Genomic DNA, 16277 nt, shown 5'->3' on the forward strand with positions numbered 1-16277 from the left:
CGCTTCCTCTAGTGGTTATTCTCGAATCTTACGACCCTATTACTCTTATTCTTTTTGTTCCGATTTGCATCGGAACGGCTGTCAATTCAATATGTCTACGAACGTGTTTCTTTTTGTTTCGCTTGTCTCTCAAAGCGGGTGCAAAAGTAGAAAACTTATTTCTAACCGGCAAATGTTTTTTGAAGTTTTTTTTCAGAAAATTTCTTTTCGTTTTTTCTTCTCAAACCTGCCAATCTATCAATGAACTTTCCGTGTTTTGCGGGGTGCAAATGTAAAAGCTTCTTTCGAATCCCGCAAGCTTTTCACAATCTTTTTTTGAAAATATTTTCTCAGTTTAAATCGCCTCGCTTGCCAGTATTTCAGTGAACGTCTTTCGTTGTTGCGGGTGCAAAAGTAGCACCTTTATTCAGTTATGCAAGACTTTTGCACCTCTTTTTTTGCCCTTTTTTTCATTTATTCCTTAACTCGCTGATAACGGATTCTTTACAGCTTGTCTTTTTTTTTCATGTCTGTCGCTTTTTTCTGAATTATGATGCAGTTTTCATGATTTCAAGAGGTTTTCATATCCAACTTTTATCGGGTTTTCAGTCTTTCCACCTCTTTTTCGAAGAGAAAGCAAGATTTAAGGCTTCTTTAGAATGCCTTTTTTAATCTCGCAGAGTCGCCAAGGCGCAAAGCTTTTCCTTTTTTTGTTCTGATTTCATTATCGAATCATCTTCTCGCTCAATAGGCTTCTCCCGAAAACGCCCCCCCACTAGCCCCGATAGAAGCGGAAATCCTTTTGTGCCGGGGTTCGGCACAAAAGATTGAAGCGCATAGCGGGATGAAGCTCCTCAAAAAAATAAAGATAATCATGTTCAAGCTACAAAGCGCGCTATACTTATTATATATGCAACAAAAAAACAAACCCGACAGGTTTTAAAAACCTGTCGGGCTTGACAATCTTATATATTTATAGCAACAGTTTACTTTTGTACTATTAGATTTGCATACTTTGACACTCTTACATATTATAGTACACATTTATACTTATATATATGTCTAGTTCAAATCATCTATTGCTTCTTTTGTTATTTGGATACTTTTTAGTTTTGCCTTATGATCGAAGATTGGGCTTGTCACCATTAGTTCATCAATTTTGGCGTAGTCAACAAACTTTTTCAAATCGGTTTTTAATTGTTCTTTATTTCCTGTAAAAGTTCCTGCTGTCATTTGATTTACATGAAAGCGTTCTGCTTCATTCATAATGTCATCTAATGACGAAACCGGCGGTTGTAATCCTTTGCGGTCATTTCTAATTAGATTTAGAAACATTTGATACAAACTTGTAGACAATAATTCTGCTTCTTCGTTTGTGTCGGCCGCGATGATATTCACACATGCCATCGTCTTCGGTTTATCTAAATATCCTGAAGGCTGGAAATTTTCTCTGTAAAATTCAAATGCCTGAATCATCAATTTTGGAGCAAAGTGCCCTGCAAAAGCATAAGGCAATCCATATGCTGCGGCTAGAGCTGCGCTTTCCATGCTCGAACCTAAAATCCAAATAGGTACATTTAAACCTTCTGCGGGAAATGCTCTGACTTTTCCATTTTCGTTTTGTGCCGAAAAATATTCCTGTAATTTTGATACGTTTTGCGGAAATCGCTGTGCTTGCTCAAAAAAATCTTTTCGAATTGCTTCGGCAGTAGGCTGATCGGTTCCAGGAGCACGGCCCAGACCAAGATCAATTCGGTTTGGGTAAAGCGTCTCTAAAGTTCCGAACTGCTCGGCTACTACCAGAGGAGAATGGTTTGGCAGCATGATTCCGCCAGAACCTACTCTTATGTTTTTTGTGTTTTCTGCAACATAACCAATCAAAACCACAGTTGCTGTACTGGCAACATGAGCCATATTGTGATGTTCTGCGAGCCAAATACGTTTGTATTCTAATTGGTCTGCTAATTGAGCGATGTCTTTTGTTTTTTGAAATGTTTCGGCGGCGTTACTATCCTGTGTGATAATTGCCAGCTCTAATATGGAAACTGAAATTGGTTTTTTCATATAAAATTAAGCTAAAGTGCAAAATTAGCTCATTTATATGAATGCCTTTTCTTTTCGAATGTTAATTGAATTATAATATTTGTAGCTACAAATGTTGTATCTGATTTCTTCCTTATGAATATTACTTGAAATGATATTTCACGAAATTTTTTTTTCGTTTAACGAAATATAATAACTCTAGAAAACCGAAACCGTGTAAAGTCCCGTTTTTAGGCATTACCTACTAAAGGCATGTCATTTGTTTATCAAAAAACCTAAACAATTAAAAGACTATGTATTTATCAAATGCCAAAACAATTGTATTTATAACGGGAGCATTTGTGAGTCATTACTGCTGGGAAGAATGGGTTCTCTTTTTTGAAACCAAAGGCTATAAAACCACTGCCCCACCCTGGCCTTACAGAAATGAAACTTCGGCTGTTCTTCAAAATGAAAACCAAACAAAAACGGCAGCACTTCGTTTAAAAGATTTAGTGGATTATTATACCGAAATAATTGAAACGCTTTCTGAAAAACCCATTTTAATAGGCCATTCTTATGGCGGACTTCTAACGCAACTGCTTGTTCAGAAAGATTTGGCAATCTGCGGCGTCTGCATTCATTCTTTTGCACCAAAAAATATCTGGAACGGAAAATTTGATTTTTACCGAAAAATCTGGAATACCTTTAGTTACTTAAAACCTTCTGAGAAAAAATACTTGATCACTTTTAAGAAATGGCAGGAGCTTTTTACCAACTGCCTCTTAATTGAGCATCAAAAAAATGCTTATGAAAAATTTGCAGTTCCTGAATCTAAACTATTAATACGTGATTTATATTCGGCTCAAACCAAAATCAATTTTAAGAAACAACATGTACCGCTTTTGTTTTTGACTGGATCTGATGATAAATTGATTCCTCAAAAACTAGCATATTCTAATTTTAAAAAATACCGAAACCTTTATTCCATCACTTGTTATAAAGAATGCAAAAACACCAATCATTTTATTCTGATCCAGTCTAACTGGAAAGATACTGCAGATTGTATTGCGGCTTGGCTAAGTAAGGTAGTTTAGTTAATTTCTCGTTTTATTTCGAGCTTTTTGATTTTTGAATTTAAAGTCGAAGGATGAATATCTAAAATCTCGGCCGCTCCGCCTGCGCCAGATATTTTTCCGTTGCATTTCTTTAAGATGTACAGAATATAATCGCGTTCGTTTTCGAGAATCGTTTTGATTGAAAATGATTCGCCTGTTTGTTCTGGATGTATTCTGGCAGACATTGAAAGCTCGATGTTTTTTATTGTATTGCCATCAGTCAATAAGAGAGCACGCTGTATCACATGCTCTAATTCTCTAATATTGCCCGGCCAATGATAATCTAAAATAGTCTGAAGTGCGTTTTCTGAAAGTACGGGAGCTTTTCTGCTCATTTTTTCGCTATACAAATTCATAAAATGTTCTGCTAAAAGCGGAATATCCTCTTTTCTCTTTCTTAATGGCGGTACAATAATCGGAAAAACATGGAGACGGTAATACAAATCCATTCTAAATCTGCCTGCCGCAACCTCCTCTTCTAAGTTTTTGTTGGTTGCCGCAATAATCCTCACATCTATTTTTATGGGAGAACGTCCGCCAATTCTCTCAATTTCTCTTTCTTGAAGCACTCTAAGCAGCTTTACCTGAAGCTCCATTGGCATTTCTCCTATTTCATCCAAAAAAATAGTACCACCATCAGCTAATTCAAATTTACCAATACGTTTATCTAATGCTCCTGTAAAAGCGCCTTTTTCGTGACCAAACAATAAAGACTCTGCAAGGTTTTCTGGAATCGCGCCACAATTGATAATGACTAACGGCTGTTCTTTTCGAGGTGATAAGGCATGAATGTTCTGCGCTATTTTTTCTTTTCCTGTTCCGCTTTCGCCTAAAACCAAAACCGAAGTATCTGAAGGAGCTACTTTTCGGATGTAATTAAAAACCGTCATCATATGCGTACTGTTCCCAATAATTCCTTCGCAGTTTAAAACTGCTTTTTCTGGCTTTGCATTTTTAGTAATGGCGGGCATAGTATTTGTTTCGCTTGATTTCAATATTTCTCCCGAGTATAATCTGGTAATAAACTGCACCAGACTATGTTCGAGGCCTGATAAAAGCTTCAGGCTTTCATCAGAATACATATTAAAGTTACGGCTGTAAAACGTAAAATAAAATCTTTGGATTGATGCAATTGCAATCGGAAAAACAAGATAGGACTTGATTCCGAAATTATGAGCAATAATGCTTTTGATTGGTGCGGTTTGGAAATTGTTAATCAGGTTTTCTTCGCTATATATAATAGGTATAAAATCTATTTCTGATTTCTTATAAATTTCATCGAGCTCTCTTTTAGAAACATCTGCAATTTTTGAAAGCTTGTCTGTGCTGATAATTTGATAATCGTCTCGGTTTTTACGCATAATTCCGAGATTATCATAATGCGTTGTATTCGAGAAACCAACTTCTAAGTAATCAAAAGGTATAAAAGTCTGTATTTTTTTGGCGAATAATAAAAGAGCTTCTTCCCATTTTACACCAGCATTTATTATTTCCGTAATCTCATTCTGCAACAGTTGCTGTTGCCTTAACTGAGATTCTAAACTATACTGTTGGCGATAAAATGCAATTTCGAGTGTAGTTAACACATCTTGCTCGCGAAAAGGTTTTACAATAAATCCGTATGGTTCTGTTGTTTTTGCTTGATCCAAGATTCTTTTACTCGAATTGGCCGACACAAAAATAAAGGCTATATGTTTTTCGCGTAAAATGTATGCCAGATCAATTCCGTTTCCTTCTCCACGAAGCATAATATCTAAAAAGACCAAATCAGGTTTTTCTGTTTCGAGTTGCTCTAAAGCTTGATCTACAGAACGTGCAATTCCAGTAACTTCATAATTTGCTTTTTCGAGAATCAGTTGCAAATCATGTGCTTCTATAAATTGATCCTCAACAATCAAAATTCGTTTTTTGGATTTAGATTCGGGTGCATTTTCACCATAAGCAGAAGCCGTTTTCATCTTTGTGGTATTTTTAGTGTTATATCAACTGTAAAATATTGATATAAAATTACTTAATAAAATATACGAAATTAACTTTTTCTCCAAATATAAATCATAAAAAACAGATTTAATGTGAATTTTCTTGATATTTTTTCAAGCAATCAGTTGCGTTTATTTTTATATTTGTTCATCCAAAAAACTAATTTTTAACCTGTTATGAAACAAATAATCCCCTATTTGATTTTGCTTGTAAGTTATGCTTCATTTGGCCAATTATCGCCAACTGTCACCAAATATGACCTTTCTAAAAAAAGATTACTTATTCAAGCTTGTTCTATGTATTTGTTTAATGCTAATCAAGGCGCTATCGACGTTGACAGTTCTGTTGTTGTAGCTTGCAAAGCTTATAAACTTCCCGTTGCTCTTGCCTACGACGAAAGCTTTAATGACGGATCATATCTTGTAGGAAAAGAGTTAATAGATAAAGGAAATGTCAATTCAGCCAAAAAGCTTCTGATAAAAACCAAAGGAGAAGAAAAAATCAAGTTATTGCTTCAATTAGGGAATTTCTATCTCTTTAAGCCTGGCACAAAACCAGAAGACCTTCAAAACGCCAAGACCAATATTGACGATGTTGTGCATACTAGTCATCAGCTTAAAAACAAAAAATGGCAGCAACAGGGTTTATTGCTTTTAGGAAAATATTATTTTCAGGCTAATAATCAGTCGGAAGGCAAAAAAATATTTTTGAAAGTTATAGCCGAATGTCGAAAACAAAATAACAAAAAAGCTCTTGCCGAAGCTTTGGATGCTTACGGAACACTTTTATTCAATTTAGATCCCGAAAAAGAAAAAATTTTACAAGAAGCGGTTTCGCTCTATGCTTCTTTAGGAATGGAAGAGAAAAGGATTGAGAATTACATGAAAATTACAACCATTTATTTTTGGGGCGGAAAAATAAATGAAGCCAAAAAAAGGCTGTATCAAAATCTGATTGATTTACGAAAAATCAATTTTAAGCATCAGCAGTTTGCCGAAACCACAATCACTTTTATTGAATTGGCGCAGCACAATTTAGAAACAGCATTGTACTATGCGCTAAAAAGCGTAAAGCGAATGGAAGCCGAAAAAGACTTTACCTTTGGTGATATTTTTTACATGCGTTTAGGGGATGTTTACAATAATGTTGGTCACCATCAGGAAGCGCTTGAAATGTATCAAAAGAGTATCGAAATAGGGCGAACAACTATTGATTCTGGGACTTGGTATAAAAGCTTTTTTAGTGCTGTTGCTGCATTGTCATTAAAAGGTAAAAATCAGGAAGCTGTTGATTATATTAATTCAGTAACTACAAAATATCCGCCCAAGAGCAATTTCGACAAAATGTCGGTTGCTTACATCAGAGCCAATTGCTATGAAGCTCTCAAAAATTATACTTTGGCAGAAAAGTATTTTAAAGAAATGGATTTTTATGCGCAAAAAATAATCAGTCCTGAAACTTTTAGAGAAATTGTTCACGAATATACTTTGATGGCCTTGTTTTATGCTAATAGAAAACAACCCGAAAAAGCAAAGTTTTACGCAGACAAGGTTACGGCGCTCTGCGATATGTATGGAAAAAAATACAATTCAGAAGCTCTTCAGATTTTACTTTTTAGAATGGATTCTATAAAAGGGAATTATAAAGGTGCGTTGAGACATTTTCAAAACTATAAAATAATAAGCGATTCTACTATTAGAAATACAAAAAGGAAAGAAATTGAAGAACTTAAAATTGATTACGAAACAAAAAACAAAGAACAGAAAATCAAGCTTTTAAATCAGGAATCTAATTTAAAAGAAGTTGCTTTGAAGAAGTCCAAAATGCTGAACAGTGTTTCGATCTGGAGTTTGGTCTTACTTTCGATCACCATTGGATTATTGTACAACCGATACCGCTTAAAACAGCGAAATCATGCTAAACTTGAAATCAAGGAAAAGGAAATCAATCAGAAAAACATCAATCTTAAACATCTTTTAGATGAAAAAGAATGGCTGCTGAAAGAAATTCATCATCGCGTAAAAAACAATCTGCAAACCGTGATTAGTCTGCTGAATTCGCAATCCGCTTATTTGGACAATGATATGGCTCTTTCTGCAATTAAAAACAGCCAACACAGAATTCACTCCATGTCTCTCATTCATCAAAAATTATATAATTCAGAAAATATTTCGACCATTAATATGCCGAATTATATTAGAGAATTGGTTGAATATTTAAGAGAATCTTTTTCGCTTGGACAAAGAATTCGTTTTGAAATAAAAGTCGACCCAATAGAATTGGATGTGGCGCACGCTGTTCCGCTTGGATTGATTTTGAATGAAGCGATCACGAACTCAATCAAATATGCTTTTCCTGAAAATCAAATTGGAATGATTTTTATCACGCTTGAAACAAAAACCGAGCATCAATATATATTGACAATTGCCGATAACGGAATTGGTTTTGATGCTACAATCAATGATAAAAAAGGAAATTCTTTTGGAATGATGCTGATAAAAGGTCTAAGCGATGATCTTGATGCAAAATTAACCATCGAAAACAATAACGGCACAATCCTGAAAATTGAATTTTCGCAAGAATTTCCACTAATTCAAAAAAGAGAACTGATTTAAAACCTAAATTTGTACATCAAATACCAAATTTGTTTTAGCATTTCTGCAAATGACACATAAAATTTTAATTATAGACGACGAAGAGAAACTGAGAAGTCTGCTGGCACGAATTATAAAATCGGAAGGATTTGAAGTTTTTGAAGCGAAAGATTTGAAATCGGGTTTCAAAAAACTGGAACAAACCGAAATTGATGTTGTTTTGTGTGATGTAAAACTTCCTGATGGAAATGGTGTTGATTTTCTTCAAAACATAAAAAACAGTTTTCCTTTAACAGAAGTGATTCTGCTGACGGCTTTCGGAAATATTCCTGATGGCGTTCAGTCCATGAAAAACGGCGCTTTCGATTATATTGTAAAGGGCGATGATAATGATAAAATTATTCCGCTTCTTTATAAAGCTGTAGAAAAAGTACAATTGCAGAAAAAAGTACAACAGTTAGAAAAACGAATTAATGATAAATATTCTTTTTCTACTATTATAGGAAAATCGAAAGGAATCGAACAGGTTATTGATCTCGCACAAAAAGTGGCCAAAACCGATTCGACTGTTTTGCTTACAGGTGAAACTGGGACTGGAAAAGAAGTTTTTGCGCAGGCAATTCATGAAAATAGTAATCGTGCAGGAAAATCTTTTGTAGCTTTAAACTGCAGCACTTTTAGCAAAGAAATTTTGGAAAGCGAACTTTTTGGTCATAAACAAGGAGCTTTTACGGGAGCTTTAAAAGATAAAAAAGGTTTTATTGAAGAGGCAAACGGCGGAACTTTATTCTTAGATGAAATTGGTGAAATGCCAATTGACCTTCAAGCTAAATTATTACGTGTTTTAGAAACCAGCGAATATATTCCTGTTGGTGATACGACTCCAAAAAAATCAAATTTCAGATTAATTGCGGCTACAAACCGTGATTTAAAAGAAGAAAGCGAAGCGCATCGTTTCCGTTCTGATTTATATTTCCGTTTGAATATCTTCGAAATCAAATTACCTTCTTTGCGAGAAAGAGTTAAGGATATTCCGCTTTTGGCGAATTATTACGTTAGACAATTCTCAGAAAAAACAAATAAAAAAGCATTGCAGATTGGTGATGATTTTCTTCAAAAATTAGAAAATTATTCCTGGCCTGGAAATATTCGTGAACTTAAGAATGTCATCGAAAGATCGGTTATTTTGAGCAGTGGTGATATTTTAACTGCTGATGTTCTGCCATACGAAATGCAACATCAGAATGAAAATAATTCGAAACCAATGTCGGCTTTCTCCATGCAGAGTGTTGAGAAACTGCATATTCAAAAGGTTCTAAATTATACGAAAGGAAATAAGGCGGAAACGGCTAGATTGCTGGAAATTGGGATTGCTACATTATATAGAAAACTGGAAGAGTACAATATACAGTCGTAGTCTTGCAAGGTTTTGAAAACCTTGCAGGAAATATCGATTGTCAAGATATACCTTATCATTTCAATAAAAGCTTATCATTTTGATAGGCTTTTTTTATGCCTAATTTTTGGCATAAAAACTCATTCCTTTTATTTACAACACTTTACACACAACTTCATTTTTTCGGAACATCTTTTGGCATAAAAAGGAAAACATTAAAAAATCCTTCTCATGAAAAATCAAGTTACCTCAATCTATAAACAAGCTGAACGGTTTGCTGAGATTACTAAAAAAAATATTATCTGTGGCAATATCGTTCGGGCTAAAAAATGTTTAGCTCTTGCTGAACGATTATTTATCACCGGAAGCATTGAAACTAAAAATGCTATTTCAAATGTATACGTTTTTTCTGTTTCGTCTTTTATGGAAATGCGTCACTGCAATATCTCGCATCTTTTTCCGCAAACGCTTAAAGCAGAATACATCAAACAGGTTAATACATCTGGTGTTTAAACTAAAATCTACATTCTAAAATCTAAAATTATGATTACCATTCTTCTTCTCGCTTTGGCAGTTTTACTGTTTGCGATTTGTTATTTGTCAGTTGAATTCTTTGAAAAAATCTAAATCATGACAGCACTATTTATTATTTCAATCGCCGTTTTCGTGTATTTGATTTATGTACTAATCAAACCCGAAAAATTCTAATGTGAAAAGTTAGGAGTTATAAGTTAAGGGGTAAAAGTTTATTCCTTGCTTGTTCCATTTTACAAATCACATCAAAATCTAAAAAATAATCTAAAAATTATGAATACAGAATTAATAGGCGTCATAGGTATTTTTATTTTCACTGTTATTTTAGCCATTCCTTTCGGAAAATATATTGCTAAAGTTTTCTTGGGAAATAAAACACTTCTTGACCCGATTTTCAATCCAATTGAAAAATTTATTTTTAAAATCAGTAGTATCAATCCTGCTGAAGAAATGAACTGGAAACAACACCTAAAAGCACTTTTGAGCATCAACATGGTTTGGTTCTTTCTCTGTTTTTTTGTGCTACTTTTTCAGGGTTCTTTACCCCTAAATCCAGATAATAATCCATCCATGACACCCGATTTGGCTTTTAATACTGCCATTTCGTTTTTAGTCAATTGTGATTTACAGCATTATTCAGGCGAAAGCGGTGTTTCTTATTTGTCACAAATGGTTTTAATGTTCTTGCAGTTCGTTTCGGCTGGTGTCGGAATCGCTGCGGCGGTAATGGTTTTTACTGCAATGAGAGAAAGAACTACAGACAAACTGGGGAATTTCTATAATTATTTTGTAAAAAGCTGTACCCGTATATTATTACCACTTTCAGCGATTGTAGCAATTGCTTTAGTCTTCAGCGGTACTCCAATGACTTTTGAAGGGAAAGATGCCATTACCACTTTACAAGGCGATAATGTTGAAGTTTCTCGTGGGCCAGCCGCTGCCTTTATTGCGATTAAACATATCGGTACAAACGGAGGCGGGTTTTTCGGAGCGAACTCAGCGCATCCGTTAGAAAATCCAACTTATTTTACTAATGCCGTTGAGCTTTGGGCACAAATGATTGTTCCGTTTGCGATGATATTTGCACTTGGATTTTTCCTCAACAAAAGAAAATTATCAAACATCATTTTTGGTGTAATGACGATTGGATTTTTACTCTTAGTTGTTCCAACAGTTATGAGTGAAATCAACGGAAATCCGGCTATCGAAAAAATGGGAATTGTTCAGACAACCGGAGCGATGGAAGGAAAAGAAGTTCGGTTTGGCCCCGCAATGTCAGGTTTCTGGAGTATAGCCACAACGGTAATTTCTACAGGTTCTGTAAACAGTATGCATGATAGTTCAATGCCAGTTTCTGGTGCTATGCAATTATTGTCTATGATGGTGAATGCTTTTTATGGCGGATGTGGTGTGGGTTACCTCAACTTTTACATTTTCATTATTCTGGCAGTATTTATTTCCGGATTAATGGTCGGTCGAACTCCTGAATTTTTAGGGAAGAAAATCGAAGCGCGGGAAGTTAAAATTGCTGCTTTTATTGCCATTCTTCATCCTTTATTGATTTTAGCGGGAACAGCGTTGGCTTCTTACTTTGCTGCACATGATACTGCAATGGGTTACTGGTTCAGTGGAAACGCAACAGGCTGGTTGAACAATCCTGGAAATCATGGTTTTTCAGAAATGTTATATGAATATACTTCGAGCGCTGCCAACAACGGTTCTGGTTTTGAAGGTCTGGGAGATAATAATCCGTTTTGGAATATCACAACTGGAATTGTTTTGTTATTAAGTCGTTTCATTCCAATCATTGGGCCTCTTGCAATTGCAGGTTTACTAGCCAATAAAAAATACATTCCTGAAAGTGCCGGAACTCTTAAAACAGATACGACTATTTTCGGAATTATGACTTTTGCTGTGATTGCTATTATTGCGGCTTTATCATTCTTTCCTGCGCTGGCGCTTGGACCTTTGGCAGAATTCTTTACTTTAAAATAGCAATTCATTTTTCAATGCTGAAAATATTTTAAACACATAGAAACATAGTTTTTTCTTTCCTTAAAAAGATGAATTAAAAGAAACTGGTTTCTCACACATAGTTGAATAACAAATTGTTCATTCTTATTTTAAATATAGCCCGTGGTTTCAACCACGGGAAACGAATTGCGAGGATATCAAATGTGGTATACGTTGCGTTCCAGTGGTTGAAACCACTGGCTATGTTCTATAATCTGTGTGTTTTTAGCGCATAACATTTAACAAATAACATTTAACTTTTTACAAGAAAAATGACAACTAATAAATCTACATCATTGTTTGAAAGTAAACAAGTAAAAGAAGCCTTAGTGCAGTCTTTTGTCAAGCTGAACCCAAAAATGATGATCAAAAATCCGGTAATGTTTACCGTAGAAATTGGAACAGCCATTATGTTTGCTGTCTGTATTTCAATATTAATGGGTGCAAATGATCAAGGAAGTTTTACTTATAACCTAATTGTATTTTTAATTTTACTGGCAACGCTTTTATTTGCCAATTTCGCCGAAGCAATTGCCGAAGCAAGAGGAAAAGCACAAGCCGACAGTTTACGTAAAACTCGTGAAGAAACTCCTGCCAGACAAATTTTACCAAACGGAGAAATCAAAAACGTAAGTTCTTCAACATTAAAAAAAGATGATATTTTCATTTGCGAATCAGGCGATTTAATTGCTGCCGATGGTGAAATTATCGAAGGTCTGGCAACAATTGACGAAAGTGCCATTACTGGAGAAAGTGCTCCAGTAATTCGGGAAGCTGGCGGAGATAAATCTTCAGTAACCGGAGGAACAAAAGTTTTATCTGATAAAATTAAAGTAAAAGTAACTTCTGAACCAGGCGAAAGCTTTTTGGATAAAATGATTGCTTTGGTTGAAGGTGCGAGCCGTCAGAAAACACCAAACGAAATTGCTTTGACAATTCTGTTAGCCACTTTCACTCTAATTTTCATCATTGTCTGCGTAACCTTAAAACCTTTCGCAGATTATGCTAATGCTCCTATTACTATTGCAGCATTTATTTCTCTTTTTGTGTGTTTAATTCCAACCACAATAGGAGGTTTATTATCTGCTATTGGAATTGCGGGAATGGACAGAGCTTTGCGTGCCAACGTAATCACTAAATCGGGGAAAGCGGTTGAAACTGCAGGAGATATTGACGTATTGCTTTTGGATAAAACCGGAACCATTACCATTGGAAACCGAAAAGCAACCAACTTTTATCCAACAAAAGGAATTTCTTTTGATGATTTTGTGAAATCGGCTGTTTTGAGTTCGCTTGCAGATGATACCCCGGAAGGGAAAAGTATCCTTGAGCTTGGTAAAATGTTAGATGAAAACAGTAAGATGCAATCAGACATTTCACTTCTCACAGAAAACATTTCACATTCTATAAAATTTACTGCCGAAACCAGAACTTCTGGAGTAGTATTAAAAGACGGAACAAACATTCGTAAAGGTGCACAAGATGCTGCAAAAAACATTGCACAACAAGCCGGAAATTCTTTCCCTGAAGATACTGTGCAACAAGTAATCACAATTTCGTCTAACGGAGGAACTCCATTAGTAGTAATAAAAAACAATGAAGTTCAAGGTGTAATTGAATTACAAGATATTATAAAAACCGGAATGAAAGAACGTTTTGAACGCTTACGCAGAATGGGAATCAAAACGGTTATGGTTACGGGAGATAATCCGCTTACAGCTAAGTTTATTGCCGAAAAAGCCGGTGTTGATGATTTTATTGCTGAAGCTAAACCGGAAGATAAAATGAACTATATCCGCAAAGAACAAGCCGAAGGTCGCTTAGTTGCCATGATGGGTGACGGAACAAACGATGCTCCTGCCCTTGCTCAAGCCAATGTTGGAGTTGCCATGAACAGCGGAACTCAAGCGGCAAAAGAAGCAGGAAATATGGTCGATCTTGACAATGATCCAACCAAATTAATCGAGATTGTTGAAATTGGAAAACAGCTTTTAATGACTCGCGGAACTTTGACTACGTTCTCAATTGCGAATGACGTTGCTAAATATTTCGCTATTGTTCCTGCTCTTTTTATTACTGCGATTCCTGCGCTTCAAGGTTTAAATATCATGCATTTGCATAGTCCTGAAAGTGCGATTTTATCGGCTGTAATTTTCAATGCGATTATCATTCCGATTTTGATTCCGCTTGCGCTGAAAGGTGTTGAATACCGTCCGATTGGTGCGAGTGCGATTCTTAAAAGAAACCTTTTAATTTATGGTTTGGGCGGAATTATTATTCCTTTTATAGGAATTAAAGTAATTGATTTACTCGTAACACTTTTTATTTAGTGAAATGTGATTTGTAAAATGTGAAATGATAAAATCAAAAACACAGATAACAATTTACAAATCACTTTTTACATCTAACATTTTACACTAAAAACATGAAAACTATATTTTCACTATTAAAACTTACTGTGGCTACTTTAATCTTGTTCTCAGTTATTTATCCTTTAGCGATTTACGGAATCGCACAAATTGCTCCAAATCAAGGAAAAGGAGAAAAGATTTCGGTTAACGGAAAAGTTGTTGGTTATCAAAAAATTGGACAAAAATTCGATAAATCAAATTATTTCTGGGGAAGACCTTCATCTGTAGATTATAATGCTGCCGGAAGTGCCGGAAGCAACAAAGGCCCAAGCAATCCTGATTATTTGGCTTTGGTTCAAAAAAGAATTGATACGCTTTTATTGGTTCATCCATACTTGAAAAAATCGGATATTCCGTCTGATATGGTTACGGCTTCTGGAAGTGGTCTAGATCCGAATATTTCTCCGCAAGGCGCTTTGATTCAGGTGAAAAGAATTGCTAAAGAAAGAAAATTAGACGAAGCGAAAGTAAAATCTTTAGTGGAATCTAAAATTAATTCGGCTGTTGTTGGTCCTGAAACGGTTAGTGTTTTGGAATTGAATGTGGCTCTGGATGCGCTTCGATAAAAAAGATTCTGAGGTTCTGAGATACTGAGATTCTAAGGTTTTCTATGCGCATTCTTGTCATTTCGACGAAGGAGAAATCACACTCGTAATTCGACAAAGATTGGCGATTAACTGTGCGGAGTTTCTAGTGTGATTTCTCCTTCGTCGAAATGACAAACTAAACGATAAAAACTAATCTTTAAAAATAAATACCTACAAGGTTTTGAAAACCTTGCAGGAAAGAAAACACCTTTTTACCCCAAATGTCCTAGCCCCGATAGTAGTGGAAATCCTTTTGCTTTTTTCTTTAAAAAGCAAAAGATTGAAACGGATAGCGGGAAATAGCTCCTAAAAAATCTACTAAACAAATAATTGAATACCACAAAAATGAAAAAAATAATACTTACTGCTTTAATCGCTTTTGGTTTCAGCAATTTACACGCACAGTCAGCATCTAAAAGTCCGTTGACATTTTCGGGATATGTAGACGTTTATTACAGTTATGATTTCGGGAAACCGGAGAATCATACTCGTCCAAACTTTTTTTACAGTTATAATAAAAGCAACGAGGTAAACTTGAATTTGGGAATGGCAAAAGTGAATTATTCAAAAGAAAATATTCGGGGGAATTTCGCTTTAATGGCAGGAACTTATGCCGAATATAATATGGCTGCCGAACAAGGTTTATTGAAAAATGTTTATGAGGCGAATGTTGGTGTAAAGATTTCGAAAAGCCATAATTTATGGATTGATGCCGGAATTATGCCTTCGCATATTGGTTTTGAAAGTGCCATTGGAAAAGACTGTCAAAACTTAACCAGAAGCATTCTGGCGGAGAATTCTCCTTATTATGAAGCGGGAGTAAAAATTGGCTATACGTCTGAATCTGGAAAATGGTATTTGGCCGGAATGTATTTAAATGGCTGGCAGAGAATTGAAAAGATAGAAGGAAATCAGACGCCTGCTTTTGGAACTCAGGTTACTTTTAAACCATTGGATAATGTTACTTTAAATTGGAGCACTTATATTGGAAATGAACAGCCAGATATTGACAAAAAATGGCGTTATTTCAACAACTTTTACGGACAGTTTAAGGTAACGGAAAAGACAAATATTACTGCTGGTTTTGATACTGGATCTCAGCAATCGGCTAAAGGAAGTGATAAATATGACACTTGGTTTTCACCAGTTTTGATTCTGCAATACAAACCGATTGATAAAATTCAGTTATCGGCAAGAGGTGAATATTATAGCGATGAAAAAGGTGTAATTATCCCGATAGCTATCGGGACTGAAACACCAAACGGTTTTAAAACTTACGGATTTTCGGCTAACTTTGATTACTTAGTTACTGATAATGTTATGTTTAGAATTGAAGCAAGAAATCTTTCAAGTAAAGACGAAATCTTCACCAATAAAGATAATCTTCCAACGGATACGAATACGTTTGTAACGACTTCCTTGGCGATTAGTTTTTAGGGGAATATTTCTTGCCACAGATTACACAGATTAAAAGGATTTTTTTTCGCCACGAATTACACAAATTTTTGCTAATTTTTATTAAATATAATTCGTGAAAATTCGTGTAATTCGTGGCAGATAAATCAACGCAGAGACATTTAAATAATCCTTCTAATCTGTGTAATCTGTGGCTTTTAAAAAAAACTTTGTGACTTAGCGCCTTT

Annotated in this window: 11 protein-coding genes; 9 read left to right on the forward strand and 2 right to left on the reverse strand. The window is 35.2% G+C overall.

The genetic code is table 11. The annotated features are described in order from the left end of the window. Nucleotides 1-1041: 1041 nt before the first annotated feature. Nucleotides 1042-2043 (reverse strand): LLM class flavin-dependent oxidoreductase, encoded by a 1002-nt coding sequence (locus tag ACFFLS_RS09290; protein WP_379685364.1) that lies wholly within the window; start codon nt 2041-2043, stop codon nt 1042-1044. Nucleotides 2044-2315: 272 nt separating this feature from the next. On the opposite strand from ACFFLS_RS09290, the gene ACFFLS_RS09295 reads away from it, so the two are divergent. Continuing rightward, nucleotides 2316-3098 carry an alpha/beta hydrolase gene (locus ACFFLS_RS09295; RefSeq protein WP_379685362.1) on the forward strand — a complete coding sequence of 261 codons (783 nt, stop codon included), beginning with the start codon at nt 2316-2318 and terminating at the stop codon, nt 3096-3098. Here the strand turns inward: ACFFLS_RS09295 and ACFFLS_RS09300 are convergent. After that, nucleotides 3095-5077 (reverse strand): sigma 54-interacting transcriptional regulator, encoded by a 1983-nt coding sequence (locus ACFFLS_RS09300; protein WP_379685360.1) that lies wholly within the window; start codon nt 5075-5077, stop codon nt 3095-3097. The two genes, ACFFLS_RS09295 and ACFFLS_RS09300, sit on opposite strands and share 4 nt — an antisense overlap. Before the next feature lie 198 nt (nt 5078-5275). Between ACFFLS_RS09300 and ACFFLS_RS09305 the strand changes: the two genes are divergently transcribed. The 8 genes from ACFFLS_RS09305 (at nt 5276) to ACFFLS_RS09340 (ending at nt 16071) form a co-directional block, all read left to right on the forward strand. Then, complete coding sequence (locus tag ACFFLS_RS09305) at nt 5276-7714, forward strand: tetratricopeptide repeat-containing sensor histidine kinase (RefSeq protein ID WP_379685359.1); 2439 nt, start codon at nt 5276-5278, stop codon at nt 7712-7714. A gap of 49 nt (nt 7715-7763) precedes the next feature. Then, nucleotides 7764-9110: a sigma-54-dependent transcriptional regulator gene (locus tag ACFFLS_RS09310; protein ID WP_379685357.1), complete on the forward strand. Its 1347-nt coding sequence runs from the start codon at nt 7764-7766 to the stop codon at nt 9108-9110. Between the two features lie 210 nt (nt 9111-9320). Further along, a complete protein-coding gene (locus ACFFLS_RS09315; protein ID WP_379685354.1) occupies nt 9321-9602 on the forward strand; it encodes a DUF7674 family protein in 282 nt (93 codons plus the stop codon). A 117-nt stretch (nt 9603-9719) separates the two neighbouring features. Then, nucleotides 9720-9797: a K(+)-transporting ATPase subunit F gene (gene kdpF / locus ACFFLS_RS09320; protein ID WP_073099479.1), complete on the forward strand. Its 78-nt coding sequence runs from the start codon at nt 9720-9722 to the stop codon at nt 9795-9797. 99 nt (nt 9798-9896) lie between these two features. Then, on the forward strand, nt 9897-11618 hold the full coding sequence (gene kdpA, locus ACFFLS_RS09325) for a potassium-transporting ATPase subunit KdpA (RefSeq protein ID WP_379685352.1): 1722 nt from the start codon (nt 9897-9899) through the stop codon (nt 11616-11618). 290 nt (nt 11619-11908) lie between these two features. Continuing rightward, a complete protein-coding gene (kdpB, locus tag ACFFLS_RS09330; RefSeq protein ID WP_379685350.1) occupies nt 11909-13966 on the forward strand; it encodes a potassium-transporting ATPase subunit KdpB in 2058 nt (685 codons plus the stop codon). A gap of 95 nt (nt 13967-14061) precedes the next feature. Next, nucleotides 14062-14613, forward strand: a complete 552-nt coding sequence (locus ACFFLS_RS09335; protein WP_379685348.1) for a K(+)-transporting ATPase subunit C — start codon at nt 14062-14064, stop codon at nt 14611-14613. A 366-nt stretch (nt 14614-14979) separates the two neighbouring features. Continuing rightward, nucleotides 14980-16071, forward strand: coding sequence for a porin (locus tag ACFFLS_RS09340; RefSeq protein WP_379685346.1), 1092 nt, complete (start codon nt 14980-14982; stop codon nt 16069-16071). Nucleotides 16072-16277: the final 206 nt, after the last annotated feature.

This window comes from Flavobacterium procerum (genome assembly GCF_042431625.1).
In the GTDB taxonomy this organism is placed as follows: Bacteria; Bacteroidota; Bacteroidia; order Flavobacteriales; family Flavobacteriaceae; genus Flavobacterium; species Flavobacterium procerum.